At 52.6% G+C, this 26,162-nt stretch carries 24 protein-coding genes, 3 tRNA genes and 1 other RNA gene; 16 read left to right on the forward strand and 12 right to left on the reverse strand.

The genetic code is table 11. From position 1 onward, the window contains the following. Window positions 1-12: 12 nt before the first annotated feature. The 8 genes from tolA to ACF2G4_RS01710 all read left to right on the forward strand — a co-directional run bounded on the left by tolA (window position 13) and on the right by ACF2G4_RS01710 (window position 4,817). A complete protein-coding gene (gene tolA, locus ACF2G4_RS01675) occupies window positions 13-1,320 on the forward strand; it encodes a cell envelope integrity protein TolA (protein WP_243078324.1) in 1,308 nt (435 codons plus the stop codon). A 115-nt stretch (window positions 1,321-1,435) separates the two neighbouring features. Then, the gene (gene tolB / locus ACF2G4_RS01680; RefSeq protein WP_409075403.1) at window positions 1,436-2,731 is read left to right on the forward strand and encodes a Tol-Pal system beta propeller repeat protein TolB; all 1,296 of its coding nucleotides are present in this window, start codon (window positions 1,436-1,438) and stop codon (window positions 2,729-2,731) included. Between the two features lie 51 nt (window positions 2,732-2,782). Then, complete coding sequence (pal, locus tag ACF2G4_RS01685; protein WP_215847313.1) at window positions 2,783-3,304, forward strand: peptidoglycan-associated lipoprotein Pal; 522 nt, start codon at window positions 2,783-2,785, stop codon at window positions 3,302-3,304. 9 nt (window positions 3,305-3,313) lie between these two features. Continuing rightward, complete coding sequence (gene cpoB, locus ACF2G4_RS01690; protein ID WP_409075404.1) at window positions 3,314-4,114, forward strand: cell division protein CpoB; 801 nt, start codon at window positions 3,314-3,316, stop codon at window positions 4,112-4,114. 165 nt (window positions 4,115-4,279) lie between these two features. Continuing rightward, a tRNA-Lys gene (locus ACF2G4_RS01695) sits at window positions 4,280-4,355 on the forward strand. Between the two features lie 57 nt (window positions 4,356-4,412). Beyond that, window positions 4,413-4,488, forward strand: a tRNA-Lys gene (locus ACF2G4_RS01700). 72 nt (window positions 4,489-4,560) lie between these two features. After that, a tRNA-Lys gene (locus ACF2G4_RS01705) sits at window positions 4,561-4,636 on the forward strand. 44 nt (window positions 4,637-4,680) lie between these two features. After that, window positions 4,681-4,817: non-coding RNA, RtT sRNA (locus tag ACF2G4_RS01710), on the forward strand. Window positions 4,818-5,080: 263 nt separating this feature from the next. Here the strand turns inward: ACF2G4_RS01710 and ACF2G4_RS01715 are convergent. Further along, window positions 5,081-6,529, reverse strand: a complete 1,449-nt coding sequence (locus ACF2G4_RS01715) for an AlkA N-terminal domain-containing protein (protein ID WP_215847311.1) — start codon at window positions 6,527-6,529, stop codon at window positions 5,081-5,083. Between the two features lie 159 nt (window positions 6,530-6,688). Between ACF2G4_RS01715 and ACF2G4_RS01720 the strand changes: the two genes are divergently transcribed. From ACF2G4_RS01720 to pnuC, 3 genes are all read left to right on the forward strand, one after another. Further along, the gene (locus ACF2G4_RS01720) at window positions 6,689-7,174 is read left to right on the forward strand and encodes a methylated-DNA--[protein]-cysteine S-methyltransferase (protein ID WP_409075405.1); all 486 of its coding nucleotides are present in this window, start codon (window positions 6,689-6,691) and stop codon (window positions 7,172-7,174) included. Window positions 7,175-7,328: 154 nt separating this feature from the next. Further along, the gene (nadA, locus tag ACF2G4_RS01725) at window positions 7,329-8,390 is read left to right on the forward strand and encodes a quinolinate synthase NadA (protein WP_215847309.1); all 1,062 of its coding nucleotides are present in this window, start codon (window positions 7,329-7,331) and stop codon (window positions 8,388-8,390) included. Window positions 8,391-8,415: 25 nt separating this feature from the next. Next, window positions 8,416-9,138: a nicotinamide riboside transporter PnuC gene (gene pnuC / locus ACF2G4_RS01730; protein WP_409075406.1), complete on the forward strand. Its 723-nt coding sequence runs from the start codon at window positions 8,416-8,418 to the stop codon at window positions 9,136-9,138. Here pnuC and zitB read toward each other — a convergent pair. From zitB to ACF2G4_RS01750, 4 genes are all read right to left on the reverse strand, one after another. Then, complete coding sequence (gene zitB / locus ACF2G4_RS01735) at window positions 9,132-10,088, reverse strand: CDF family zinc transporter ZitB (RefSeq protein WP_409075407.1); 957 nt, start codon at window positions 10,086-10,088, stop codon at window positions 9,132-9,134. The genes pnuC and zitB overlap by 7 nt on opposite strands. Beyond that, a complete protein-coding gene (locus ACF2G4_RS01740) occupies window positions 10,066-13,140 on the reverse strand; it encodes an ATP-binding protein (RefSeq protein ID WP_409075408.1) in 3,075 nt (1,024 codons plus the stop codon). The genes zitB and ACF2G4_RS01740 overlap by 23 nt, the downstream gene beginning before the upstream one ends. After that, window positions 13,122-13,703 (reverse strand): response regulator, encoded by a 582-nt coding sequence (locus tag ACF2G4_RS01745; protein WP_409075409.1) that lies wholly within the window; start codon window positions 13,701-13,703, stop codon window positions 13,122-13,124. Before ACF2G4_RS01745 ends, ACF2G4_RS01740 begins: the two co-directional genes overlap by 19 nt. 92 nt (window positions 13,704-13,795) lie before the next feature. Beyond that, window positions 13,796-14,158, reverse strand: a complete 363-nt coding sequence (locus ACF2G4_RS01750) for a YbgS-like family protein (protein ID WP_215847305.1) — start codon at window positions 14,156-14,158, stop codon at window positions 13,796-13,798. Between the two features lie 293 nt (window positions 14,159-14,451). Between ACF2G4_RS01750 and aroG the strand changes: the two genes are divergently transcribed. Then, window positions 14,452-15,504 carry a 3-deoxy-7-phosphoheptulonate synthase AroG gene (gene aroG, locus ACF2G4_RS01755; RefSeq protein ID WP_243078318.1) on the forward strand — a complete coding sequence of 351 codons (1,053 nt, stop codon included), beginning with the start codon at window positions 14,452-14,454 and terminating at the stop codon, window positions 15,502-15,504. A gap of 62 nt (window positions 15,505-15,566) precedes the next feature. Here the strand turns inward: aroG and gpmA are convergent, their stop codons facing one another. The 6 genes from gpmA to modE form a co-directional block, all read right to left on the reverse strand. Then, on the reverse strand, window positions 15,567-16,319 hold the full coding sequence (gpmA, locus tag ACF2G4_RS01760) for a 2,3-diphosphoglycerate-dependent phosphoglycerate mutase (protein WP_215847303.1): 753 nt from the start codon (window positions 16,317-16,319) through the stop codon (window positions 15,567-15,569). 153 nt (window positions 16,320-16,472) lie between these two features. Beyond that, a complete protein-coding gene (galM, locus tag ACF2G4_RS01765) occupies window positions 16,473-17,507 on the reverse strand; it encodes a galactose-1-epimerase (protein ID WP_409075410.1) in 1,035 nt (344 codons plus the stop codon). Then, the gene (gene galK, locus ACF2G4_RS01770) at window positions 17,501-18,649 is read right to left on the reverse strand and encodes a galactokinase (protein WP_332627369.1); all 1,149 of its coding nucleotides are present in this window, start codon (window positions 18,647-18,649) and stop codon (window positions 17,501-17,503) included. The genes galM and galK overlap by 7 nt, the downstream gene beginning before the upstream one ends. After that, complete coding sequence (gene galT, locus ACF2G4_RS01775; RefSeq protein WP_409075411.1) at window positions 18,646-19,692, reverse strand: galactose-1-phosphate uridylyltransferase; 1,047 nt, start codon at window positions 19,690-19,692, stop codon at window positions 18,646-18,648. Before galT ends, galK begins: the two co-directional genes overlap by 4 nt. Window positions 19,693-19,941: 249 nt before the next feature. Further along, window positions 19,942-21,414 carry a molybdate ABC transporter ATP-binding protein ModF gene (gene modF / locus ACF2G4_RS01780; protein ID WP_243078314.1) on the reverse strand — a complete coding sequence of 491 codons (1,473 nt, stop codon included), beginning with the start codon at window positions 21,412-21,414 and terminating at the stop codon, window positions 19,942-19,944. Between the two features lie 91 nt (window positions 21,415-21,505). After that, a complete protein-coding gene (gene modE / locus ACF2G4_RS01785; protein ID WP_243078313.1) occupies window positions 21,506-22,288 on the reverse strand; it encodes a molybdenum-dependent transcriptional regulator in 783 nt (260 codons plus the stop codon). A gap of 140 nt (window positions 22,289-22,428) precedes the next feature. Between modE and ACF2G4_RS01790 the strand changes: the two genes are divergently transcribed. From ACF2G4_RS01790 to modC, 4 genes are all read left to right on the forward strand, one after another. Continuing rightward, window positions 22,429-22,584, forward strand: a complete 156-nt coding sequence (locus tag ACF2G4_RS01790; RefSeq protein ID WP_215847297.1) for an AcrZ family multidrug efflux pump-associated protein — start codon at window positions 22,429-22,431, stop codon at window positions 22,582-22,584. Window positions 22,585-22,726: 142 nt separating this feature from the next. Beyond that, window positions 22,727-23,500, forward strand: a complete 774-nt coding sequence (modA, locus tag ACF2G4_RS01795; RefSeq protein WP_409075412.1) for a molybdate ABC transporter substrate-binding protein — start codon at window positions 22,727-22,729, stop codon at window positions 23,498-23,500. Continuing rightward, complete coding sequence (modB, locus tag ACF2G4_RS01800; protein ID WP_409075413.1) at window positions 23,497-24,186, forward strand: molybdate ABC transporter permease subunit; 690 nt, start codon at window positions 23,497-23,499, stop codon at window positions 24,184-24,186. Before modA ends, modB begins: the two co-directional genes overlap by 4 nt. Then, window positions 24,186-25,244: a molybdenum ABC transporter ATP-binding protein ModC gene (modC, locus tag ACF2G4_RS01805; protein ID WP_409075414.1), complete on the forward strand. Its 1,059-nt coding sequence runs from the start codon at window positions 24,186-24,188 to the stop codon at window positions 25,242-25,244. The genes modB and modC overlap by 1 nt, the downstream gene beginning before the upstream one ends. Here the strand turns inward: modC and ACF2G4_RS01810 are convergent, their stop codons facing one another. After that, complete coding sequence (locus ACF2G4_RS01810) at window positions 25,245-26,063, reverse strand: pyridoxal phosphatase (protein WP_409075415.1); 819 nt, start codon at window positions 26,061-26,063, stop codon at window positions 25,245-25,247. Window positions 26,064-26,162: the final 99 nt, after the last annotated feature.

The following is a 26,162-nucleotide window of genomic DNA, read 5'->3' on the forward strand; positions in this document are numbered from 1 at the left end:
TGGGAACCGAGAGTGTCGAAGGCAACCGAGCAAAACGAGAAGTTAAAGCGCGCGATAATTGTATCGGTGGTTCTGCATATCGTGCTGATCGCGCTGCTGATATGGAGCTCATTCAATGAGCACATTGAAGCCAGCGGCGGTGGTGGCGGCAGCGATATCGATGCAGTAATGGTCGATCCTGGTGCGGTAGTGGAACAGTTCAACCGACAGCAAAATCAGCAAAGCGACAGCCAACGTGCTGAGCAGCAGCGTAAAAAACAGTCGCAGCAGCAGGCTGAAGAGCTTCAGCAGAAGCAGGCCGCCGAGCAGCAGCGTTTGAAAGAGTTAGAGAAAGAGCGTTTGCAAGCGCAGGAAACAGCAAAGGAACAGGCTAAACAGCAGGCTGAGCAGCAGAAAGCGGCTGAGTCTGCGGCTAAGCAAGCTCAGGAGCAGCAAAAAGCTGCCGAAGCCGCTGCCGCCAAAGCGAAAGCCGATGCTAAAGCACAGGCAGATGCTCAGGCCAAAGCGGCCGCAGACGCTAAACAGAAAGCTGAAGAGCAGGCTAAGGAAGCGGCTGCCGACGCTAAAAAACAGGCTGATCAACAGGCAAAAGCCGCTGCTGCTGCTGCCGCGAAGGAAAAAGCGGTTGAGGAAGCAAAAGCCGCCGCTGCTGCTAAAGCGAAGTCTGATGCGGAGGCGAAAGCCAAAGCAACTGCGGATGCAAAAGCGAAAGCTGCGCAGGAGGCCAAAGAAAAAGCGGCTGAAGAAGCCAGGGAAGCTAAAGCTCAGGCTGCTGAAGAGGCTAAAGAAAAAGCCGCAACAGAAGCCAAAGCGAAAGCGGCAGCTGATGCCAAAGCAAAAGCCGATGCCGCAGCGAAAGCCAAAGCGGATGCCGCTGCTAAAGCGAAAGCGGCAGCTGACGCCAAGAAGAAAGCCGCTGCAGAAGCCGCGAAGAATGACAGCGATGTTGATGATTTATTAGGTGGCTTAACTTCAGGTAAGAATGCACCGAAAAGTGGCGCTTCAGGCGGCGCAGCAGGGCAGGGGAATCAGAAGAAAGCCGGTGCTTCAGGTGCAGAAGTGAACGCCTATTTAGGTCAAATCACCAGTGCAATTCAGAGCCGTTTCTATGATGCGGATCTGTATCGCGGAAAGAGCTGTGACTTACGTATTAAACTTGCGCCAGATGGCTTGTTGATTGACGTTAAGGCAGAAGGCGGTGATCCCGCATTATGCCAGGCTGCAATCGCAGCGGCGAAGCAAGCACGCATTCCAAAACCGCCTTCACCCGCGGTATATGAAGTGTTTAAAAACGCACCTATGCGTTTTAGGCCGCAATAATGCAGTAACTTATGGCAGGTTGATCTAAGGTTAGCTTGCCGTATTTTAGTTGTACTCATGGTTTCCAGGAACAGTGCCAATTATCGTGGACTGAGGTTCAGATAAGGGAGAGAAAATGAAGCAAGCACTTCGCGTATCGTTAAGCTTTTTTCTATTACTGTGGGCAGCTGTGCTGCATGCAGAAGTTCGCATTGAGATCACCCAAGGCGTCAATACCGCGCGTCCAATTGGTGTGGTTCCGTTTAAATGGGTTGGCGCTGGCGCTGCACCGGAAGATATCGGTGGTATCGTCGCAGCAGACTTGCGTAACAGCGGTAAATTTAATCCGCTTGATCGTTCACGTCTTCCACAGCAGCCAACCAGCGCGCAGGAAGTGCAGCCAGCTGCATGGAGCGCATTAGGTATTGATGCTGTTGTCGTCGGTCAGGTTCAATCTAACCCAGATGGCAGCTATCAAGTTTCTTATCAGTTGGTCGATACCGGTGCTGCACCGGGAACCGTGCTGGCTCAGAACTCTTACAAAATCACTAAGCAGTGGCTGCGTTATGCGGCTCATACCGCCAGTGATGAAACGTTCCAGAAGCTGACCGGTATCAAAGGTGCCTTCCGTACGCGTATCGCCTATGTCGTACAGACGAATGGCGGCCAGTTCCCCTATGAACTGCGCGTAGCTGATTACGATGGCTACAACCAGTTTGTTGTGCATCGTTCACCACAGCCGCTGATGTCGCCAGCCTGGTCTCCAGACGGCAGCAAAGTTGCTTACGTGACCTTTGAAAGTGGTAAATCAGCGCTGGTAGTACAGACGCTCTCTAACGGTGCAATCCGTCAGGTTGCTTCTTATCCACGTCACAACGGTGCGCCAGCGTTCTCTCCTGATGGTTCTAAGCTCGCTTTCGCCTTGTCGAAAACCGGCAGCCTTAACCTGTATGTGATGGATTTAGCGTCTGGTCAGACACGTCAAGTGACCGATGGTCGCTACAACAGCACCGAGCCTACCTGGTTCCCGGATAGCCAGACGCTGGCTTATACCTCCGATCAGGCGGGTGCACCACAAATTTACAAGATTGGCGTTAATGGCGGAGCGCCGCAGCGTATTACCTGGGAAGGTGGACAGAACCAGGATGCGGATGTCGCTACTGATGGCAAATCTATGGTGATGATTAGCACCAACGGTGGTGCTCAACACGTCGCCAAACAAGATCTGGAAACGGGAGCCGTTCAAACGTTAACGGACACGTTCCTGGATGAAACGCCGAGCCTGGCACCGAACGGCACGATGGTAATCTATAGCTCTACTCAGGGGATGGGTTCCGTGTTGCAGTTGGTTTCAACCGACGGACGTTTCAAAGCGCGTCTTCCGGCTACTGATGGACAGGTCAAATTTCCTGCCTGGTCGCCGTATCTGTAATGCCTGATAAAACAGGCATCACAAACAATAAACAATAACGGGATTTAAGAAATGCAACTGAACAAAGTGCTGAAGGGTTTACTGCTGGCTCTGCCGGTTTTGGCTGTAGCGGCTTGTAGCTCACACAAAAACAACAACAACGATCAGACCGGCATGGGCGGCGCTGATGGTGCTTACGGTGCTGGCGCAAACGGCAGCGGCAACATGTCTTCTGACGAGCAAGCGCGTCTGCAGATGCAACAGCTGCAGCAGAACAACATCGTGTACTTCGGCCTGGACAAATATGACGTTCAGTCTGATTACGCTCAGATGCTGGATCAGCACGCTTCTTTCCTGCGTAGCAACCCATCATACAAAGTGACCATCGAAGGTCATGCGGATGAGCGCGGTACGCCGGAATACAACATCGCCCTGGGCGAGCGTCGTGCTAGCGCCGTTAAAATGTACCTGCAAGGTAAAGGCGTTTCTGCTGACCAAATGTCTATCGTTTCTTACGGTAAAGAGAAGCCAGCCGTCTTAGGTCATGACGAATCAGCTTATTCTAAAAACCGTCGTGCAGTTCTGGTCTACTAAGAGAATCACATGGTTAGTAACTTCAGACGTCATCTAATGAGTCTGTCGTTACTGATTGGCGTAGCGGTCCCTTGGGCCGCTAATGCCCAAGCGTCAATCAGTAGCGTTGGCTCCGGCTCGGTCGAAGACCGTGTCACCACTCTTGAACGAATCTCGAATGCTCAGGCTCAGCTTTTGCAACAACTGCAGCAGCAAATGAGCGACAACCAAAGCGATATTGACTCGCTGCGTGGGCAAATCCAGCAAAACACCTATCAGTTGAACCAAGTTGTTGAGCGTCAGAAACAGATCTATCAACAGATCGACAGTCTGAGCAGCAATAGCAATGGCGGGCAACAGGCGGCGGCTGGTGATGCGAACGCTGATTCTGCTGCCGCAGCTAGCACAGGCGCTGATACGGGCGCAGCGGTCTCTACAGGCGCGCCTGTACAAAGCGGCGATGCAAATAGCGATTACAATGCTGCGGTTGCGTTGATTCTTGAGAAAAAACAGTACGACCAGGCAATTACCGCGCTTCAGGCATGGGTAAAGCGTTACCCTGATTCCACCTATCAGCCTAACGCCAATTATTGGCTAGGCCAGTTGTTTTACAACAAAGGGAAAAAGGACGACGCCGCTTATTATTACGCCACCGTGGTAAAGAATTATCCAAAATCACCTAAGGCTTCAGAAGCGTTGCTTAAGGTTGGCGTCATCATGCAAGAGAAAAACGACACGGCAAAAGCCAAAGCCGTTTTCCAGCAGGTGATCAAACTTTATCCGAACACCGAGTCGGCTAAACAAGCACAAAAACGTCTTTCTGGATTGTAATTGTTGCAGGTCAGACCGGATATCGTTTGATTTCTGGTCTTGCCGAATGAAAGGTGAGCAATCAAACCCTTTTAAAGAAAAAAGGGTTGTGCTACCTCGGTAAATCAGTAATATATGCCGCCGTTGCCGGGACACATTGCAGATGTGTCTGGTAAGCCTGAAGATGGGTCGTTAGCTCAGTTGGTAGAGCAGTTGACTTTTAATCAATTGGTCGCAGGTTCGAATCCTGCACGACCCACCATCTTCTCCGGACATGTTCCTTAAGAGATGACTTCAGCATTGCTTCACAACCTTAGATGGGTCGTTAGCTCAGTTGGTAGAGCAGTTGACTTTTAATCAATTGGTCGCAGGTTCGAATCCTGCACGACCCACCATCTAATAAACAAACTGTGTTTGTTTTGAATGATAATTTGAAACGGAATGTTTGAGCGGTTGTAAGCGACATCGGGTCGTTAGCTCAGTTGGTAGAGCAGTTGACTTTTAATCAATTGGTCGCAGGTTCGAATCCTGCACGACCCACCAATTCAGAGAAAAGCGCCTTTTAGGCGCTTTTTTCGTTTCTGCTGCACAGGTTTCAAACGTGCAGGATGAGAACCTGTAGCAGGTTCGACTGAATCGCCGGGAGCGATTCAGGCTGATGCGTCAGCATCACCCGCAGGGCGAGGCCCCGGATGGGCCGAGGCATATCCTGCACGACCCACCAATTCAGAGAAAAGCGCCTTTCAGGCGCTTTTTTCGTTTCTGCTGCACAGCTCTCAAACGTGCAGGATGAGAACCTGTAGCAGGTTCGACTGAATCGCCGGGAGCGATTCAGGCTGATGCGTCAGCCTCACCCGCAGGGCGAGGCCCCGGATGGGCCGAGGCATATCCTGCACGACCCACCAATTCAGAGAAAAGCGCCTTTCAGGCGCTTTTTTCGTTTTTTCTGTAAGAGAGAACGAGACCGTTAAAAAGGAACGATCCCATTTACGACAAGCTCTTCCAAATATGCATCACCGCATAACTGCGCCAAGGCCGCCATTGCTGTGAACGCTCTTCCGCAACCCGAGGTGTCAGACCGCCCAGGTTATTACGAATCGCGATATCCTCTTTCGGAAAGGCATCGGGCCAGCGTAACGCGCGCATGGCAATATAGTTTGCTGTCCAAGGACCAATACCTGGCAGGCTCACCAGCAGCGCCATGATTTCTTCTGGTGTCAACGTTGCGTTGAACCTTAAAGTCCCGGTCATACAGGCGTTAGCGAAGGCGAGAATGGCTTTAGCACGCGCGCTGACAATCCCCAGGCTGGCAATATCATCTATTGTGGCAACGGCAACGGGTTGTGACTGAGCAGAATAGCGGGACAAATCGGCAAAAGGCGTTACGCATGGCTCACCAAAAGCTTGAGCAAATCGGCTGCTCAAGGTCGTTGCGGCTTTCACCGTGATCTGCTGGCCTAATATTGCTCTGACGCCTAACTCAAAGCCGTCAAAGGCACCCGGAACGCGCAAACCGGGAAAACGGTTGATGCTATCAATCAGCAAAGGATCCTGCCGCAGATGAGCTGCAATCAGCAGCGGCTGCGCATTCAAATCAAACAAGTCACGTAACCTACGCAGCAGGGCAGGTAATACAGGCGTTAATGAGGTCGTGAACTCAACCAGTAGAGCATTTTTCGCCGGCAGATGAGAAACGCTGATCCAGCCACGATATTTCCCCAATGCCACTGTACGGCGATAAATATTACCTTCAACCGCCTCGACCTCTTTCATTAGCCGTAATTGCAAAAAAGTGAGCATCGCTTGCCAGTCGTAAGGCGGCCGATAGCTGAGGCGTAACGTTGCGGTATCGCCAGAATGGCGTTGGGCAGGTTGAGTAACCTCTTTGCGTAACGCACTCGGCGTCATGCGGTAGCGCGTCTGAAACACATCATTGAATCGGCGCAGGCTACTAAAACCGCTGGCGTAAGCGACATCAATGATGGGCAAACGGGTTTCAGTCAGGAGCTGTTTGGCTAACAGCATCCGGCGCGTCTGCTTTAGCTCTAACGGCGAAACACCCAGCTCTTGCTGAACGATGCGCCTTAACTGACGCGAACTCAGACCAAACTCAGCCGCTATTTCATCCAGGCCGCCATGTTCTTCAAGCAAACCTTCTTCAATGCGCTGAACCAAACGATCGGCTACGCGATGGGAATTATCCACGGGTGCATTACCGGGCGCGAGCTCAGGCCGACAGCGCAAACAGGGACGAAAATGCGCTTTCTCAGCTGCTTCTGCGCTGGCAAAGAACAAACAATTTTTTTGCATGGGTGCCTTCACCGGACAGACCGGACGACAATAAATGCCGGTTGAGGTCACACCAACAAAAAAAACGCCATCAAAACGCGTATCTCGCGAGGTTAGCGCCTGGTAAGCCATATCATGATTGAGCATGAACATCTCCGACAAATAAAACGCAGTTTACTTCCGCAATCCTGTAGCAAACTGGCTGTTTTCGGACAGCACAACAGTTTATCGTGATGGCCGAAAACAGCCAGTTTGCTGAGACAAAAGTGCGATAATGCATGGCATAACATTTGCGGGAGAAAAACCATGTACTACTACAAATCTGTTGTAACGCCGGTTGGCGAACTCAAGCTGGTTGCCAGCGATCATGGGCTGGCGGCTATATTATGGCAAAACGACGATCCTAAACGCGTACGCCTGGCGCCGCTGGAACGCAACGATCACCATCCCATGTTGTGTGAAGCGCAAACTCAGTTGCTGGAATATTTTGCCGGCACGCGCCAACGCTTCACGTTAGCACTCGATTTCACTGGCACAGAGTTTCAAAAGAAAGTGTGGCAGGCGCTGGTGGCGATTCCGTTTGGTGAAACGCGCAGCTATCGTCAGATTGCCGAGCAAATCGGCCATCCCGCCGCTATGCGTGCCGTGGGTGCAGCAAACGGTAAAAATCCCATTTCTATTATCGCGCCATGTCACCGGGTCATTGGCGCAAACGGCAAGCTAACCGGTTTTGCGGGCGGGCTCGATGTTAAAGCATTCCTGTTGCAACTTGAAACTCCGGCAAGCGCGTAGCGTCTCGCATTGTTAAAAACATGAACACAAAAAGCACGACACTCAGGGGCTTTTCCGCTATCGTGTTTAGCATATAAAACACGAGGGCGGAATGAGCGCCATTAGTCGTCTTAAAAGGCGATTATCGTTAATTTCATAAAACGAGAGCTGTGTCATGAGTGTAATGTTCGATCCTGAGAGCGCCATTTACCCATTCCCGCCCAAACCTGCCCGTTTAAGCGATGATGAAAAATCTTTCTATCGCGAAAAAATCAAAACGTTACTCAAGGCCCGCAATGCGGTGATGGTGGCGCATTACTATACCGATCCTGAAATCCAGGCGCTGGCTGAAGAGACCGGCGGTTGTGTTTCCGATTCACTTGAAATGGCCCGTTTCGGCAGTAATCATTCAGCCACCACGCTGCTGGTAGCGGGTGTGCGTTTTATGGGTGAAACAGCAAAGATCCTTAGCCCGGAAAAAACCGTCTTAATGCCCACTTTAGAGGCGGAATGTTCGCTGGATCTGGGTTGCCCCATTGAGGAGTTCAATGCTTTCTGCGATGCGCATCCTGACCGGACTGTTGTGGTATACGCCAATACTTCGGCGGCAGTAAAAGCGCGCGCTGACTGGGTTGTTACCTCAAGCATTGCGGTAGAACTGATTGAACACCTTGATAGCTTGGGTGAGAAAATCATTTGGGCACCCGATCGTCATTTGGGCCGCTATGTCACACAAAAGTCGGGTGCTGATGTGCTGTGCTGGCAAGGTGCTTGTATCGTGCATGACGAATTCAAAACCCAGGCGCTGCAGCGCATGAAAGCGCTCTATCCTGATGCAGCGGTTTTGGTTCATCCCGAATCACCTCAGGCCATTGTTGATTTGGCTGATGCCGTTGGCTCGACCAGCCAGCTGATTCAGGCGGCGAAAAGCCTGCCGCATCCACAAATGATTGTCGCAACCGATCGCGGTATTTTTTACAAGATGCAGCAAGCTGTGCCGGATAAAGAGCTGCTGGAAGCGCCGACTGCAGGTGAGGGCGCAACCTGCCGCAGCTGTGCGCACTGTCCGTGGATGGCGATGAACGGCCTCAAAGCCATAGCAGAAAGCCTGGAATTTGGTGGGAAAACCCATGAAATCCATGTTGATGCTGGATTACGAGAAGCGGCATTGCTGCCGTTGAATCGCATGCTATCCTTTGCAGCGGAACTCAAACTTAAAGTGAAAGGAAACGCCTGATGCGTCTCTTTCACAGGTGCCCGCTATGGATTTCTTAAGCACACAAAATATTCTGGTTCATATTCCTTTGGGCGCAGGTGGCTACGATCTTTCATGGATCGAAGCTATCGGCACGCTGGCGGGCTTGCTGTGTATTTGGTTCGCCAGCCTGGAAAAAATCATCAATTATCCTTTTGGACTGATCAACGTCACGCTGTTTGCGGTGATCTTTTTTCAAATCCAACTCTATGCGAGCCTGCTGTTGCAGCTGTTTTTCTTCGTTGCTAACGTTTACGGCTGGTATGCCTGGAGCCGACAAACGTCGGATAATCAGGCCGCGCTTAAAATTCGCTGGCTGCCGTTGAACAAAGCGCTGCTTTGGGGAGCGGTCTGCGTTATCGCCATTGGCTTGATGACGCTGTATATCAACCCGGTATTCGCCGTGTTGACGCATGCAGCGGTGAGCTTGATGAATGGGTTAGGCGTGGCGGTGGTCATGCTTGAATTGCAGCCGGATGCTTTCCCGTTTTGGGATTCCTGCATGATGGTACTGTCGATCGTGGCGATGATTTTAATGACGCGTAAATACGTTGAAAACTGGCTGTTGTGGGTCATCATCAACGTTATCAGCGTGATGATTTTCGCTCGTCAGGGCGTCTACGCCATGTCGCTGGAGTATATGATTTTGACGCTGATTGCTTTGAACGGTTCGCGGATGTGGATCAAAAGCGCGCGTGAGCAGGGCTCACGCGCGTTGTCCAATCAGTGAGGGTGGGCGTGTTCACCATGATGATGATGGTGCTCGGCAGCTGAAGGGCTGCTAAGCCCGAGGTCACAATCATGACCGGCGCACGGCTGATATTCCATTTGTACCGTCGCGTGGGCAATCTGGTAGTGCTGGTGCAAATAATGATGAATACGTTGCAGCAGCGCATCATGATCGTAAGGTGGAATCACCTGCACGTGCAGCGTTAATACCGGTTTTTCGCCAACCTGCCACAAATGAACGTGATGAACATTGCGTACTTCGGCAATGTTCAACGTCAGGTCGCGCGCAAGCTTGTTGGTGTCTACTGAACTCGGCGCACCTTCTAACAGTTCATGCAAACTTTCCCGCAGCAACGCCCATGCGCTGCGCAATACCAGCAGTGACACCAGCAGGGATAATATCGGGTCGATGGGCATCCAGCCGGTCAGCATAATAATGACTGCCGCGACAATTGCGCCTACCGAACCCAGCAAATCACCCATCACGTGCAGCGCTGCCGCTCGCACATTTAAATTTTTCTCTTCACTACCATGATGCAGCAACCAAAACGACAGCAGGTTGGCGAAGAGCCCAGCAATAGCAATCCCCAGCATCAGGCCGCCGGTTACTGGCTGCGGTTGATAAAAGCGGCGTATCGCTTCCCAAACAATTAATGCCGTGATCACCAGCAGCGCAATAGCATTGACGAAAGCTGCCAACGTTGTAAGTCGTAGCAAGCCAAACGTGTGGCGCGCGTTGGGTTTGCGTCGAGCGAACTGAACTGCCAGCAGTGCCATCAACAGTGCGGCGGCATCGGTTAACATGTGGCCGGCATCCGCCAGCAGCGCCAGCGAGCCAGACATCCATCCGCCAATCACCTCGGCGAACATGAAGACGGTTGTAACAGCAAAGGCCGCAGCGAGGCGTTTGCGATTGCTGTCTTGCCCGCTATGTGAGTGCGTGTGAGCCATAAGAATCCAGTTTTTTCAGTAACCTGTTGGTTAATGATATCAGCAAATCCCACTCCTCAGACACGTCCTGGTGCTGTTTTGCTTTTTCGGCCAACTGCTGGCTCAGCGCTGCGCCTTCGCTTAAACCCATTAACAGCCAGCTTCCTTTCATCCGATGTGCGGTTTCTGCCAACAGCGACCAATTAGTGGCTTCCCGTGCGGCTATTAACTGCGTCAGATCCGTGGTCAACGTGTCACGTAATGTGTGACTTAAGCGCGTCAGAAATTTCTCATTCTGTTGCGCCAACTGCCACAAGTTTTCATCAACAGCCGTGAGCGGATCGTTTTGCAAGGTTTGAAGGAGTGCGGCGATATCTTGCAGTTGAACCGGTTTGATCAGCACACTTTCATTATCCTGTAGCATGACATTCAGCATTTGTGCATCAGCTGAACAAAGGACACGCAACGGCTGACGTTTGCGCTGGCGGTCACGTCGGCGTAGCAGGCGAAGCAACTGCATGCCATTTGGACGCGGCATCATTTGGTCAATAAACAGTAAATCATAAGGCTGCTGGGCATCAGCTAACAGCAAGGCGCGGCCTTGCTCAAAGCAGTCCGCCTGGATAGCAAAGCGGGCCAGCTGCTGCTGCATAACCATCAGGTTGGCAGGATGATCGTCCACGATAGCGACGCGCAAATGAGGATAAAGCGGCAACGCATCTTCATCACTGATTTCAGGAGCATCACACAGGATCAAAGGCAGCGTGACAATGACCTGGGTTCCCACGCCAGGTTCTGAATTAACGCTGATCTCACCGCCCATGCGCAGCACGATTTCACGGCAGATAAATAACCCTAAGCCGCTGCCCTGAACCGATACTGATTTGCCGGACGGCGCCTGATACCAAGGATCAAATAACTTTTGCTGCTCTTGCAGTGGAATGCCGCTGCCGCTATCGCTGACGGTGAAAATAAGCGCATCGTTGGCGGCCAGCGTCAGGCAAATTTCGCCGTGGCGGGTGAATTTCAGCGCATTGGTCATCAGGTTATTCACCACCTGCTGCAAACGATCGGCATCGATCAATACAGCCGGCGGCAAAGGGGTGAGCGCGTTAAACGTTAAGGTCGGGCCATCCCGGTGCATCAGTGGATGATAATAGTGCTGCTGCTGCGTTAGCCATTGCGCCAACACCAGCGGACGCGGAGCAAGGCTAAAGCTGTTGCTTTCAATGCGCGCGTGATCCTGCAAATCATTTAGCAGGGTCATTAGCGATTGGGCACTGCTATGCAGTAACCGGAGATTAGGATTAGGATGCTGCTGCTTTTCTAGTTCTAGCAAACCAAGAATCGCCTGCATCGGCGTGCGTAATTCATGGCTAACGGTCGCCAGGAACTGGCTCTTCATGGCATTGGCGTGCTCAGCCTGCTCACGCTGCTGACGATCGCGGCGCTGTTGCCAGTAACGGCGCACCAGCAACAGCAGTAAAACGATAATCGCCACACCCGCGCCGACGAGTACCATCAGCGGCAAGGAACGCATCGCCATGACACTACCCGGCTGTGGTGGTGTTGACCATCTGTCACGCATCTGGCTTTGCGTATCGGCGGGAATTTGCTGCAACGCGCGATCAAGCAGGGCGCGCAAAACCCCCTGATTCGGCGTAACACCTAACGCAATCGGCCAGGCGATATCGCTGGCGGCAAAGGCAAGGTGAATCTTGCTGTCATCGCGACTGGCAATACGCCAGCGTGCCGACAGCACATTATCAACAATGGCATCTGTTTGCCCGGCAGAGAGCGCATCATACAAACTGGCGCGATCGGCAAACGTCTGCGCCTGCATGTCAGCAGGGAGCAGTTGAGACGCTAAATCATCTTGTAAAATCCCTATTCGCTTACCACGCAGATCGCTCCAGTGGGCTGGGGCAGCATCGCGGAGGGTATAAATTCCCCATAACGCGCGCCAAACCGGCAGGCTGGCGCTTTGCATCGCTTCACCGTTTAACGGCTGCATCAATTGCAGCATCGCCTGCTGCTGAGTCATCAAAGCGGCAGCCTGTTGCGGATTAGTAACCCAGCGCGGTTCAAAGCGCAGACCCGTACTTTGCGCCACCGCTTTTAACAGATCGATACCGTAACCCCGCGCGGTGCCGTTGCTGTCGCGGTAGCTCCACGGATAGTTATCCCGTTCGGCAGCATAATAAATGACCGGATGTGCGTGTATCCAACTGCGCTCCGCCGCGCTAAGCATCAGCGTTTGCGTATCCTGATAACGTGGCAGCGGCGTGCTCCAGCGATTTTGCAATGAACTCATTAATTCAGCCGGTAGCTGACGCAAACTTTGGTTGAGCCAATTCACCATCGCCGGATCGCGAGCAAAGGCGCGAAGGTTGAGTTGACCGGCTTCGATGCCTGAGGCGATTTGATAAATCTGCCCTTGCTGTAGCTGACTCAGCAGAAAACCAGCGCTGGTTTCATCTGCTACCACATAATCATTTTGCTGATTGAACAACGTATACAGCGCCTGCAGATCGCTGCTGTAGGTTCGCCATTGGTGACGTGCAGCCAATGTTTCAGGTAACTGCGCCAGCGTTGATTCGCTGATGGCTAACTGGGCGTTTTGACTGTTGAACATCACGGCGCGCTGATTCTGCTGATTGCGATAAATACGCAGCGGACTGCTGAACCAGTTATCACTGCTTAAGGTGCCAGAGGGCAGCGGCGGAGTTAACATGCCCAGCGCGAAATCGATTTTTTCCTGTTGTAGCGCCTGTAACAAGGCGGCCTGCGTTGCGAACTGAGTCAGGGTGAATTGCGCACCGGTAAGCTGACGCAGCGCAGCAAGGTAATCGGCATCAATGCCGTAAAGATCGTTGCCCACCCGCATCGTCCAGGGTGCATTGTTATCCTCAAGAATCCCTACACGAAGCATCTTGCCCTGCATGGTTTCAGCGGCTTTAACCGGCATCATCATCGGCAAATTGACGCTGCTCACCGGACGTAAATTGGCCTGCGTGAACGTCGTAATCAGCAGGAGAGTGAACAGCCAGTATTTCACTGCTGCGCCTTCCATAAATCAGCCAATTCGACCACTGAACGCGTGCCGGTTTTTTCCAGGATATTCTTTTTATGGGTACTTACGGTTTTGTTGCTGATATGGAGTTGTTCGGCGATTTGCAAATTAGAGAGGCCGCTGGCAAGCAAGGCGAGAACCTGACGTTCTTTGGTAGTAAGCGGCAACTCTGGCGCATCACAGGTAGCTGGAAAAGCCGACTGTCCGCCCAATATCGCCAGAATGGCGCTAAGCAACTGCTCCATGCGCTGACTCTTCACAACATAGCCTGCAGCACCCAGTGTTTGAGCACGGCGCACATAATGGCTGGTTTGCTGGCCGGAATAGATCAATACCGGACAATTCGGCAGATGTACTTTCAAGCGACGTAGTATTTCCAGCCCATCGTCATCGGGTAAACCGATATCCAGGACGATAATATCGAGCGGTTGCTGTAAAAAAGGACGCGCATTTTTCTCGCTGCTGGCTGAAAACAAGCGAATGGGAAAAGGGGCTTTGGTGAGCGCAGCTTCCAACGCCACTTCAACTAATGGATGATCGTCAATGAGTAGCAAAGAAGCCATGAAAATGTCCCTGTTAATTTCACAGGCTCAGCATAGCGGAAGAACAGAAGGGATAATATAAAGGAGAGCGAATGCTCTCCTTTAACAATGAATTACTGCGAAGTCCCGTCGGTTTTGGTGTTTACGTCACCACCACCTTCTTTAGTCTGGACTTTTTTATTGATGTTCGGGCATTTGCCATCTTTGCACTGGCTGTTCTGGTCAATATCATTAGCAGACATACCGCTGCTGCTGGTGCTGCTGCCAGAAGCGGCAGAATTGGTATTGACGCCAGAGTTGTTGATTTTGCTGTTATCAACTTTGTTAGGTGGCAGATTTTCATTTGCGCCACCTGCTGCTGCGCCTGCATCAGCGGCCTGGTTCGCTGTACCGTTATTGCTACTCGCCGCCATTGCCGCGCCGCTGCCCAGTGTCATTGCTGCCGTCAAAAAGATAATTGCAAACTTATTCATCATTATGCTCCTGTTAATTAATGACAGTTGCTTGTCTCAAATCTTCTGCTGCAGATTTGGAGTAAAAGTCTCTCGGGCGAAATAAAGTTTCACCGTTTGGCTTATTAGCAAATATTAATTTTGTAAGCAGCCAGTTCCTCAGTGCTTACAAGTAAAAAGCTTAGTTGATGGCCTGATAAATGCAAATTTCACGCGCACATTTTAACCTGAACGGTAATTTACAGCCCCAGCACAACGGGCTACATTGTTCGGGTTGTGCCCGGCGCGCGCTGGGCCTGAAATAATATGGAATATGTATGAATTACCAGAACGATGATTTACGCATCAAAGAGATTAAAGAGCTGTTACCCCCTGTTGCGCTGCTTGAAAAATTCCCGGCCACAGATAACGCGGCGAGAACCGTTTCGCAGGCGCGTCAGGCGATTCATCAGATCCTGCAAAGTCAGGATGATCGCCTGCTGGTGGTGATTGGCCCTTGCTCTATTCATGATACCGAAGCGGCCAAAGAGTATGCGTCACGCTTGTTGACCCTGCGTGAAGAGCTGAAAGGCGAGCTGGAAATTGTGATGCGCGTCTATTTTGAAAAGCCGCGCACGACGGTGGGCTGGAAGGGATTGATTAACGATCCCTATATGGACGGCAGCTTCCAGTTAAATGATGGATTACGCATGGCGCGTAAGCTGCTGCTGGATATTAACGACAGCGGTTTACCAGCAGCGGGTGAATTTTTAGATATGATCACTCCGCAATACGTTGCTGACCTGATGAGCTGGGGCGCAATTGGCGCGCGCACTACCGAATCTCAGGTTCACCGTGAACTGGCGTCGGGATTATCTTGCCCGGTTGGTTTCAAAAACGGCACCGATGGCACCATCAAAGTGGCGATTGATGCCATTAACGCCGCCGGTTCGCCGCACTGTTTCCTGTCGGTGACCAAATATGGTCATTCTGCGATTGTGGAAACCAGCGGCAACGCTGACTGCCACATCATTCTGCGTGGCGGCAAAGAGCCTAACTACAGCGCACATCACGTTAGCGCAGTTAAGTCAGGCCTGGAAAAAGCCGGTTTGCCTCAACAGGTGATGATCGATTTCAGCCATGCTAACAGCAGCAAGCAGTATCAAAAGCAGATGCTGGTGGCGGATGATGTATCACAGCAAATTATCGCGGGCGAGCAGGGTATTGTCGGCGTAATGATTGAAAGTCATCTGGTGGAAGGGAATCAAAATCTGGAAAGCGGTGAGCCGCTGGTGTACGGCAAAAGCGTGACGGATGCCTGCATTGGTTGGGACGACACCGATAAAGTGTTGCGCCAGTTAGCGGCGGCGGTAAAACAGCGTCGCGGTTAATTTTCCGCAGGCAATAAAAAAGGCCAGACTCGCGTCTGGCCTTTTTGCGTTTCAGCCTCAGCTTACTTCGCTTTACCTTGGTTTGCCACGGCGGCTGCTTTCGCAGCGATTTCGTCGGCATCGCCCAGATAGTAACGTTTCAGTGGTTTAAAGTTTTCATCGAACTCATACACCAACGGCACGCCAGTTGGGATGTTCAGTTCCAGAATCTCGTCTTCACTCAGATTGTCGAGATACTTCACCAGTGCACGCAGTGAGTTACCGTGTGCAGCAACGATCACTTTCTCACCGCTTTTGATGCGCGGCAGAATGCTTTCATTCCAATAAGGGATCACACGATCAATGGTCAGCGCCAGGCTTTCGGTGGTTGGCAGCTGCTCAGCAGTCAATGATGCGTAACGTGGATCGTGCCCTGGGAAACGCTCATCGCTACGATCCAGCTCTGGCGGGGTTACCGCGAAGCCACGACGCCACTGTTTAACTTGCTCGTCGCCATATTTAGCGGCGGTTTCCGCTTTATCCAGACCTTGCAGTGCACCGTAGTGACGCTCGTTCAGGCGCCAGGATTTTTCAACAGGCAGCCAGGCTTGATCCAGTTCATCAAGAACATTCCACAGCGTGTGGATAGCGCGTTTCAGCACAGAGGTATAAGCAAAATCAAAGACGAAACCTTCTTTCTTCAGCAGCTGACCGGCTGCTTTGGCTTCAGTGCGACCTTTGTCAGAAAGATCCACGTCGTACCATCCGGTAAAGCGGTTTTCGTTGTTCCACTGGCTTTCGCCGTGTCGCACCAGAACCAGCTTAGTTACGGCCATAGCTTAACTCCTTAATACTTAATGTTTCTATGATAATGGAAACCTGCTGCTGCCAGCCCGACGAGCGGCGCATTGATAGCGCCATACCATAACGGAAAACAGCGCAACGCGTAAGCCCGAGCATTACGCGTTGCGCGTTTTTCATCCGGCAACTCAGCGCGGCGTGAAGCGATAACGCGTTATCGATTCCCAGCGATCGCCCGGTTGCAGCCAGCAATCGGCTTGCGGCCATTCAGGATGATTGGGCGAGTCAGGCAAAAATTCGCTCTCCAGCGCAATACCCTGGAAAGCAGTATAGCTTCCTTGTTCGCGCGCGCGCGTACCCTCAAGATAGTTGCCGGAGTACAGCTGCAGTGCCGGCGCGGACGTGGTCACGCTAAGCTCCAGCTTGCCATCTGCCGACCACAACGTTGCGGCAGGCTGATTGGCGTCGCCAGCGCTGTTGAGCAGAAACGCATGGTCATACCCTTTAACCGCCTTTTGATCGTCGTCGGCGAGGAAGTCCTGCGACACGGTTTTAGCCTGACGAAAATCGAAGCTGGTGCCTGCTACTGCTTTCAGCGGCGCATTGGGAATACCCGCGCTGTCGACCGGCAAGTAACGGTCGGCGTGCAGTTGTAAGCGATGCTGACGCGCATCGCCATGATGCGCGTCAAGATTAAAGTAAGCGTGGTTGGTCAGGTTAACCGGACAAGCCTGATCGCAACGGGCTTCATAGCGGATCGACACACAGTTATCGTCGTCGAGCTGAAAACGTACATCGGCAATCAAATTGCCCGGATAGCCCTGATCGCCATCAGGTGAATCGATACGATAGTGCACTTCGCTGTCGGATTGACTGACAATCTGCCAGCGGCGTTTATCAAACCCTTCCGGGCCGCCATGCAACTGGTGTTCACCTTGATTTGCCTGCAGTTGGCGATCAAGCGTTGTCAGTCTGGCGTGGGCGATGCGGTTAGCATAACGGCCAACCGTGGCACCCAGATAAGCATCCTGATGCAAATAGTCGGACGGCGTAGCGCAGCCGAGCAGCGTTTCACGCACGCAGCCATCCTGCATTGGCACACGTGCGGAAAGCCAGGTTGCGCCCCAATCCATAAAAGTTGCGATCATGCCGTTGGCATTACGCAGCACGGTAATACGCCATGGCTGACCATCAGGTGCGTGAGATTGCACATCACTTAGCATTGGCCCGCTCCTTCAGACGCTTTACAGACGTAGAACGTCTCTTTGATACCGGTTTTTGCTTCGTACTGCTCCGCTACTGCGGCTTTGACTTGATCGACTAAATCCAATGGCATCAACGCCACGATGCAGCCACCAAAGCCGCCGCCGGTCATACGTACGCCGCCACGTTCGCCGATTTCTGCTTTTACGATCTCAACCAGCGCATCGATAGGCGGCACGGTGATTTCAAAATCGTCACGCATCGAAGCATGTGATTCAGCCATCAGCTCACCCATGCGTTTCAGGTCGCCCTGCGTCAACGCATCGGCGGCTTCCAGCGTACGGGCATTTTCCGTCAGCACGTGGCGCACGCGTTTGGCCACTTGCGGATCCAGTTTTGATTCGGCTGCGTCGAATTGCGCTAACTCAACATCACGCAGCGCCTGCTTCTCAAAGAAGCGCGCGCCGGTTTCACACTGTTCACGACGCGTGTTGTATTCGCTTCCCACCAGGCTGCGGCGGAAGTTGGAGTTGATGATCACCACGGCGATATCTTCCGGCATGGAAACCGGGCGCGTGCCGAGCGTGCGGCAATCCAGCAACATGGCGTGATCTTTCTGGCCTAGCGCGGAAATCAGCTGATCCATAATGCCGCAGTTGCAGCCTACGAACTGGTTTTCCGCTTCCTGGCCATTCACTGCAATAGCAGCACCATCCAGCGGCAGCGCATAAAGTTGTTGCAGCACAGTGCCCACCGCCACTTCCAGTGATGCGGAGGAGCTGAGGCCTGCACCCTGCGGCACATTGCCGCTGATCACCATATCCACGCCGCCAAAATCCGCGTGACGTTTTTGCAGATGCTTTATCACGCCGCGCACGTAGTTGGCCCACATCGGTTCTTGCACGCTAACAATCGGCTCATCCAGTGAGAAGGTGTCTTGCGCATTGTCGTAATCCACAGCAATGACGCGTACCTGGCGATCGTCACGCTTGGCGCAGGCAATAACTGTTTGATAATCGATGGCGCAGGGCAGCACAAAACCGTCATTGTAATCGGTATGCTCGCCGATCAAGTTTACGCGGCCTGGCGCTTGAATGGTGTGCGTTGGCGCATAGCCGAAACTGTCAGAGAAAACCTGATGCGTGGTGTTTTTTAAACTCATTGTTGTGCCTCGCGGAAGTGTACATCGCTAACAGAACGCAGCCGTTCAGCCGCCTGTTCTGCGGTTAGATCACGTTGGGTCTCGGCCAGCATTTCATATCCGACCATGAATTTACGTACCGTTGCTGAACGCAGCAGCGGTGGATAGAAGTGTGCGTGCAGCTGCCAGTGATCGTTGGCTTCGCCGTTGAATGGCGCGCCGTGCCAGCCCATGGAATAGGGGAAAGAGCACTGGAACAGGTTGTCGTAGCGGCTGGTTAGCTGCTTTATCGCTAATGCCAAATCTTTGCGCTGGGCATCCGTCAAATCGGTCAAACGCTTGATGTGTGCTTTAGGCAACAGCAGCGTTTCGAAAGGCCATGCCGCCCACCAGGGAACAACGGCCAGCCAGTGCTCGGTTTCTACCACAGTGCGGCTGCCATCTTTCTGTTCACGGGCGGTGTAATCAACCAGCATTGGCGAGCCGTTTTTAGCGAAATAGTCGCGTTGATTATCATCTTCACGCTGCGCTTCATTAGGCAGAAAGCTGTTGGCCCAAACCTGACCATGCGGATGAGGATTAGAGCAGCCCATTGCCGCGCCTTTGTTTTCGAACACCTGCACCCACGGATAATGTTGTCCGAGATCGGCCGTTTGTTCTTGCCAGGTGCGCACCACGATTTCAAGCGCGTTGAGTGACATTTCCGGCAGCGTTTTGCTGTGATCGGGAGAAAAGCAGATCACCCGGCTGGTGCCGCGCGCGCTTTCACAACGCATCAGAATATCGTCGCTGGCGGGCGCATCCGGTGTGTCAGTCATCAATGCAGCAAAATCGTTAGTGAAGACGTAAGTGCCGGTGTAATCGGGATTCTTATCGCCGGTAATGCGCGTATTGCCAGCGCAAAGAAAGCAGTCGGGATCGTGCGCCGGTAAAGTATTGGTAGCAGGTGTTTCTTGCGCACCCTGCCACGGGCGTTTAGCACGATGGGGAGAAACCAGAATCCACTGATCAATCAGTGGATTATAACGGCGATGTGGATGATCGACCGGGTTGAATTTTTCCATGTTTAATCCTGGTAAGCGTCAAAAGCCGGTAAGGCATCGTTAAAAAGTAGCACATTGGCACGGGCGAAAGCGTGATCAAGTCTGAATAAATGGTATCGTTTACACAAGCTGACTATTCTCATTTTGTGGCTTTGTTCGAAGCTAATCACCTTAAAAGCGCAACATAAATGGTAGCGGTTACATCATGAGGTGAAAAAAACGCCGACAATGCGGCGTTTACTGAAACGGATGCAAGCGATGGAGGCAAAGTTAGCGCAGCGTTTCCTGCACATAATCGTAGCCGCCTTCACGAGCCACAAAGCTTAAGCGGTGGGTGATGCAGTGCGGCGCATCCTCTGCGTGATGCGAAACGAACAGCAACTGGGTTCGTCCCTCGCCAATCAGCACATCGACAAAGCGGCGTACCAGCTGACGATTGATAGGGTCCAGTCCTTGCAGCGGCTCATCGAGAATCAGCAGCGTGGGGTGCTTCACTAAGGCGCGTGCAATCAACACTAAACGCTGCTGGCCCCACGACAAACTGTGGAAAGGCGCATCGCCAAGGGCATTATCCATGCCCAGCAGCGCCAGCCATTGGCGAGCCAGCGCCATCTGGCGATCCGATACCGCTTGATACAAGCCAATCGAATCAAAAAAGCCAGACAAAATCACGGTTCGCACGTTCACGCTAACGCGATAATCCAAATGCAGGCTGCTACTGACGTAGCCAATGTGCTGTTTGATATCCCAAATGGTTTCTCCGCTGCCGCGACGCATGCCAAACAGCGTTAAATCATTGCTGTAGCCTTGCGGATGATCGCCGGTCACCAGGCTCAGTAACGTTGATTTACCTGCACCGTTTGGCCCCACAATCTGCCAGTGTTCGCCTGATTCAACTTGCCAGTTCAACCCGTTAATCACTGGCTGATCGTTATAGGATACGACGCCGTTACGCAAAACTACTCGCGGCGCATCATCGGCCAGCGGCGGCAGCTGATCGGGCGCGTCCGCTTCCGGTAGCGCCATGCCTTGTAGCTGCTCGCTGTGTGCCAGCTGCGCCACCAGCGCTTCAGCCAGAATAGTTTCACGCGCGCCCACATGGGTCAGCGTGCATTCCGCCAACACGCCAATCTGCTGGACATAATCAGGAATATCGTCGAAGCGATTAAGCACCAGCACCAACGTGAAGCCCGGCTGCTGCAAGCTTTGCAGCGTTTTGGTCAGGCTGGCGCGAGACGCCACATCCAGCCCGTCAAACGGTTCATCCAGAATTAACAGATCAGGCTGCTTCATCAGTGCCTGACACAGCAATGTTTTTCGCGTTTCGCCCGTTGAGAGATATTTAAAACGGCGTGACAGCAGATAACTAATGCCGAATTGCTCTGCCAGATGCGCACAACGCGCGGCATCGTTGACTTCATCCTGAATAATTTCAGCCGCAGTGCGGCCGGTATCGTCTTCACCTTCGCTGAGCAGATCGGTGTTATTACGCAGCCATTCATCAGAAACCAGCTTCTGAAGTTGCTCCAGCGACAGACGCGTCGGGCGTTGATAAGTCGTGCTGAACGTCCCTTTTAGCGGAGAGAGTTCACCGGAAAGCGCGCGCGCCAGAGATGACTTGCCGCTGCCGTTAGCACCGACAAAGGCCCAGCTTTCACCGCTGTGAAGGTGCACATCATTCAGGGTCAGAATTCGGGTGTCGCTAAGACGAAACGTGCCTTGCGAAATTTGCAATGAAGCCATGATCTGTTCCATTTTATGCATCGAGTTACTGAGTTGTAACCACTGGCTGCGATGAAGTCAAATCACGCCCTTAAAACGCGGTAGCAATTAACTAAAGTAACGTCGCCACGATGGCGTGCTCGGCGTTGAAACTGGCGGTAACCGGATCGCCTGGTTGGAAGTTTTGCTGCTGCACTTCAGCATTCGGTAAGGTGGCGCACAAGGTTTCACCGCTGGCTAACGTCATTAAAATTTCGCTGACCTGCTCGCCCGGTTCGATCGCGCTAATCTGCGCGACCAGCTGATTATCCTCTTCGCCAGGCTGGTGATTAACCCGAATCCATGGCGCTTTGATCAGCAATAAAACCTCTTTGCCTTCTGCAAGCTGTAAGCGTTGTGCGCTGCGTTGGGTTAACGCCACGCTGAGCTGAGTTTTGCCATCGGCTAATAAAACAGTCAGATGCTGTACGACCTGCTGAGCATCGTTGGCGATGACCTTGCCAAACAGCTGATTACGCGCGCTGGTTTGCAGTGAAAAGCGCGCAATTGCCGCCAGTAAACTGTCGAGCGGCAGCGAATCTTGCTGCAACGCGTCGAAGGCTTTCTGCTGAATTTGCTCCATTAACTGAAACAGCTGGATCAGTCGCTCGCCGTAACGCGTCAGGCTGGCGCCACCGCCGCCTTTACCGCCCGTTGCGCGCTCAACCAGCGTCTCATCCGCCAGCTGATTCATTTCATTGATCGCATCCCAGGCGCTTTTGTAGCTGATGCCCGCCAGCTTAGCGCCCTGGCTGATCGAGCCGGTTTGCTGAACCCGTTTTAACAGTTCAATGCGACGCGGATCGGCAAAAAGTTTCTGCTGTAATCGTATATGAAGGGAAAGTTCGGCTTGCATGGCAGCTCCGGGGAAAGATAACGTAAGCAATTCAGCGATGATAGCGGCGTTTCGCTCGTAAAGTAAAAGCACGAAAAGGGCTGCGCAATCTTTTCCTGAACCGTTACAATCTCTTTTTTGATCGCAAAGTGAGACTCTCCATGTTGGAATTGCTAAAAAGCCTCGCCGTGGCGGTGATAATGGTGCCAATCGTGATGGCCTTGATGTTGGGTCTGATTTATGGCCTGGGTGAAGTGTTTAACGTCATCTCAAAATTTGGTCATCGCGAAAAGTCTTCATCCCGCTCGCACAATTAATCCCCACAACGCCCGCCAACGCTGCGGGCGTTGTTGTTTCTTACTCATCCTCAACCTTCTCTGTTTCCTGCCGATAATTTCATGACACTCCGAGAACTGGCGTTGTATTATCGCCTATACAACGAATCACTGGAGAATAAAAATGTCTGTTTCACTCACCCAATGGGGTATGGCTGCTGTTTTAAGTGCATCGGTTGCTGGACAGGCCGTGGCGGCAGAAAAAATCACGGTGTTTGCCGCCGCCTCGCTGACCAATGCGTTGCAAGATATTGCCACGCAGTATCAGAAAAAAAGTGGGGTTGAAGTGGTGTCATCTTTTGCATCCTCCTCAACGCTGGCGCGCCAGATTGAGCAGGGCGCACCCGCCGATCTGTTTATTTCCGCCGATCAGCAATGGATGGATGATGCAGTCGCGAAAAAAAGCATGATCGACACCACCCGCTTCACGTTGTTAGGCAACGATTTGGTGCTGGTGGCACCGCGAAGCGCCTCAGCGAAAGCTGTCACCATCAATGCGCAAACAGACTGGAAAAGTTTGCTAAAGGGCGAGCGTTTAGCGGTGGGCGATCCCGATCATGTTCCAGCGGGTATTTACGCTAAAGAAGCCCTGCAAAAATTGGGTGCCTGGGAATCGCTGTCACCTGTTTTGGCCCGATCTAACAACGTGCGTGCTGCGCTGGCGCTGGTTGAACGAAACGAAACGCCGTACGGCATCGTCTACGGTTCCGACGCTGTCGCTAGCAACAAAGTGCAGGTCGTGGGGACTTTCCCTGAGTCGAGCCATAAAGCAGTAGAATATCCAATGGCGATCGTTAAGGATCACGACGGCAAGGCCGTAAATGATTTTTATGATTATTTAAAAGGGCCGGAAGCGGCTACCGTGTTTAAACATTACGGATTCACACCGAAGACATGATACTTAGCGATCTCGAATGGCAGGCGGTGATGCTCAGCCTAAAAGTTTCTGGCATTGCCGTGCTCTGCAGCCTGCCATTTGGCATCTTGATGGCCTGGATTCTGGTACGTTGCCGGTTTCCAGGCAAAACCCTGCTTGATAGTCTGATTCACCTGCCGCTGGTGCTGCCGCCGGTTGTGGTCGGTTATCTGTTGTTGATTGGTTTGGGCCGCCGCGGTTTTATCGGTGAAAAACTCTATGACTGGTTTGGTTTTAGCTTCGCCTTTAGCTGGCGAGGAGCCGCGCTGGCGTCCGCTGTGATCGCCTTTCCGCTGATGGTGCGGGCGATTCGTCTGGCGCTGGAATCGGTCGATATCCGACTGGAGCAAGCAGCACGCACGCTGGGCGCCGGGCGCTGGCGGGTATTTTTTACCATCACCTTACCGCTGACCTTGCCCGGTATTATTGTCGGCACCGTGCTGGCCTTTGCGCGTTCGCTCGGCGAATTTGGCGCAACCATCACCTTCGTTTCAAATATTCCCGGCGAAACACGCACCATTCCGTTGGCGATGTATACCCTGATTGAAACGCCCGGCGCAGAAGGCGCAGCAGCACGATTATGCGTGATTGCCATTGTCTTGGCGCTGGCGTCGTTGTTGATGTCGGAATGGCTAGCCCGCTGGGGCCGTAAGCGCATGGGGGCTTAATGCTGTCACTTAATTTTTCTCAGCAGCTGGGCGATCATCTGCTTGAGGTCAACGCGCAGATTCCGGCCAAAGGTATTACCGCGATTTTTGGTGTGTCAGGCGCGGGCAAAACCTCGCTGATCAACGCCATTGGTGGATTAACCCAGCCACAGCGCGGTTATATTCACCTCAATAATCGCGTCTTGTTCGATACAGAAAAACAGATCGCTTTGCCGCCTGAAAAACGCCGCATTGGCTACGTATTTCAGGATGCTCGCCTGTTTCCGCATTACCGGGTGCGGGGCAATCTGCAATATGGCATGTCATCAAAAATGAAAGCACATTTTGACCCGCTGGTGTCGCTGCTCGGGTTGGAAACGCTGTTAACACGTTTCCCTCTGTCGCTTTCTGGTGGCGAAAAGCAGCGAGTGGCGGTTGGCCGAGCGTTGCTGAGTGCGCCCGACATTTTGCTGATGGATGAGCCGCTGGCGTCGCTGGATCTGCCGCGTAAGCGCGAGCTGATGCCTTATTTGCAAAAGCTGGCGAAGCAGGTTGAGATCCCGCTGCTGTATGTGTCGCACAGCCTTGAAGAGATTTTGCAATTAGCCGATAACGTCCTGGTGCTGGACAGTGGAAAGGTTAAAGCGTTTGGCACGCTAGAGCGCGTCTGGAGCAGCAGCGCGATGCGGCCGTGGCTGCCAATGAATGAACTCACCAGCGTTTTGCGCGTACAGGTACTGGAGCAGCATCCCGATTACCCCATGACGGCGTTGTCATTGGGCGATCAACACATCTGGGTTAGCCGGGTGAACCAGCCGGTAAAAACGCCGCTGCGTATCCGTATCGCATCAGCTGACGTTTCACTGGCGCTGCAACCGCCGCACAACACCTCCATCCGCAATATATTGCCGGCGCAGGTGGTGGAGTTAATTGAAGTTGGCGATCAGATAGAAGTGAAGCTGCGCATCGGTATCAGCGAACTGTGGGCGCGCATCTCGCCTTGGGCGCGAGATGAGCTGGGCATCCGGCCAGAACAATGGTTGTATGCCCAGATTAAAAGCGTCTCAGTGACGCCCTGATTACAGCACTTCCTGGTAGATGGTGTCGGCAATGCCCGTTTCGAGATTGGTGCCGATCACCTTCTTCGCCCGGATTTTAATTGCTTCATCGGCGTTGCCCATCGCTACGCCCAAGCCAACCGTTTCCAGCATGCTGAGATCGTTATAGTTATCGCCAAACGCGATCACCTCACTCATGCTCAGACCCAGCGACTCAACCCATTGCGCCAGACGCTTGCCTTTGCTATTGCCGCCACGGGCAATATCGACCTGATCGTGCCATGACCACTCACAAGCCAGACCTAATTCCGCTTCTACTTTCTCTGCAAACAGTTCCAGTGCAACGGTGTCTTCGTGCGACAAGGCGAATTTCCAGATTGATTCAGCTTCGCGTGCCGCTTGTGCCAAATCGGGTACGTGTTTAAACAGTGGACGCTGATGCGGCGGCAACGATTCGGCCCAGTTTAGGGTGCGAGTAACGTGGCCAGTGGGCGTTTGGTACAACATCGCATCATCCACATACAGCAAACCGTGAATCTTTTGCTCATCTAGCATGTCAATAACACGCAGCGCCTGCTGTTTATCCATCGGGTCGGCGGCTAACACTTTTTTCGCCTGATAATCATAAAGGTAAGTGCCGTTACAGCAGATGGCGGGCGTATCCAGTTCCAGCGCCTGATAGAAAGGATGAATAGCACAATGATGACGACCCGTAACGATGGCGACTTTAACGCCTGCTTCACGGGCACGTTTTAGCGCTTCGATGGACTGCGGCAGAATGGTTTTTGCTGGCGTTAACAGCGTGCCGTCGAGGTCGAGGGCGATTACACGATAGCTCATTAATCCTTCCGTCTGTATGCATTAGCGAGGCGTCAAGTCTACATTGCTGGCGGCCCGGAGACAAAAAACAAGGCACAAATGATTCCAGCGTAGGGGGGG

The sequence above is a fragment of the Pantoea phytostimulans genome, assembly GCF_046118715.1.
GTDB classification, from domain to species: Bacteria; Pseudomonadota; Gammaproteobacteria; order Enterobacterales; family Enterobacteriaceae; genus Pantoea; species Pantoea phytostimulans.

Bases quoted from the DNA above. Each gene is read 5' to 3' on its own strand.
- tolB (WP_409075403.1), top strand. From the start codon at position 1,436: ATGAAGCAAGCACTTCGCGTATCGTTAAGCTTTTTTCTATTACTGTGG.
- pal (WP_215847313.1), top strand. From the start codon at position 2,783: ATGCAACTGAACAAAGTGCTGAAGGGTTTACTGCTGGCTCTGCCGGTT.
- cpoB (WP_409075404.1), top strand. From the start codon at position 3,314: ATGGTTAGTAACTTCAGACGTCATCTAATGAGTCTGTCGTTACTGATT.
- ACF2G4_RS01715 (WP_215847311.1), bottom strand. From the start codon at position 6,529: ATGCTCAATCATGATATGGCTTACCAGGCGCTAACCTCGCGAGATACG.
- ACF2G4_RS01720 (WP_409075405.1), top strand. From the start codon at position 6,689: ATGTACTACTACAAATCTGTTGTAACGCCGGTTGGCGAACTCAAGCTG.
- nadA (WP_215847309.1), top strand. From the start codon at position 7,329: ATGAGTGTAATGTTCGATCCTGAGAGCGCCATTTACCCATTCCCGCCC.
- pnuC (WP_409075406.1), top strand. From the start codon at position 8,416: ATGGATTTCTTAAGCACACAAAATATTCTGGTTCATATTCCTTTGGGC.
- zitB (WP_409075407.1), bottom strand. From the start codon at position 10,088: ATGGCTCACACGCACTCACATAGCGGGCAAGACAGCAATCGCAAACGC.
- ACF2G4_RS01740 (WP_409075408.1), bottom strand. From the start codon at position 13,140: ATGGAAGGCGCAGCAGTGAAATACTGGCTGTTCACTCTCCTGCTGATT.
- ACF2G4_RS01745 (WP_409075409.1), bottom strand. From the start codon at position 13,703: ATGGCTTCTTTGCTACTCATTGACGATCATCCATTAGTTGAAGTGGCG.
- ACF2G4_RS01750 (WP_215847305.1), bottom strand. From the start codon at position 14,158: ATGATGAATAAGTTTGCAATTATCTTTTTGACGGCAGCAATGACACTG.
- aroG (WP_243078318.1), top strand. From the start codon at position 14,452: ATGAATTACCAGAACGATGATTTACGCATCAAAGAGATTAAAGAGCTG.
- gpmA (WP_215847303.1), bottom strand. From the start codon at position 16,319: ATGGCCGTAACTAAGCTGGTTCTGGTGCGACACGGCGAAAGCCAGTGG.
- galM (WP_409075410.1), bottom strand. From the start codon at position 17,507: ATGCTAAGTGATGTGCAATCTCACGCACCTGATGGTCAGCCATGGCGT.
- galK (WP_332627369.1), bottom strand. From the start codon at position 18,649: ATGAGTTTAAAAAACACCACGCATCAGGTTTTCTCTGACAGTTTCGGC.
- galT (WP_409075411.1), bottom strand. From the start codon at position 19,692: ATGGAAAAATTCAACCCGGTCGATCATCCACATCGCCGTTATAATCCA.
- modF (WP_243078314.1), bottom strand. From the start codon at position 21,414: ATGGCTTCATTGCAAATTTCGCAAGGCACGTTTCGTCTTAGCGACACC.
- modE (WP_243078313.1), bottom strand. From the start codon at position 22,288: ATGCAAGCCGAACTTTCCCTTCATATACGATTACAGCAGAAACTTTTT.
- ACF2G4_RS01790 (WP_215847297.1), top strand. From the start codon at position 22,429: ATGTTGGAATTGCTAAAAAGCCTCGCCGTGGCGGTGATAATGGTGCCA.
- modA (WP_409075412.1), top strand. From the start codon at position 22,727: ATGTCTGTTTCACTCACCCAATGGGGTATGGCTGCTGTTTTAAGTGCA.
- modB (WP_409075413.1), top strand. From the start codon at position 23,497: ATGATACTTAGCGATCTCGAATGGCAGGCGGTGATGCTCAGCCTAAAA.
- modC (WP_409075414.1), top strand. From the start codon at position 24,186: ATGCTGTCACTTAATTTTTCTCAGCAGCTGGGCGATCATCTGCTTGAG.
- ACF2G4_RS01810 (WP_409075415.1), bottom strand. From the start codon at position 26,063: ATGAGCTATCGTGTAATCGCCCTCGACCTCGACGGCACGCTGTTAACG.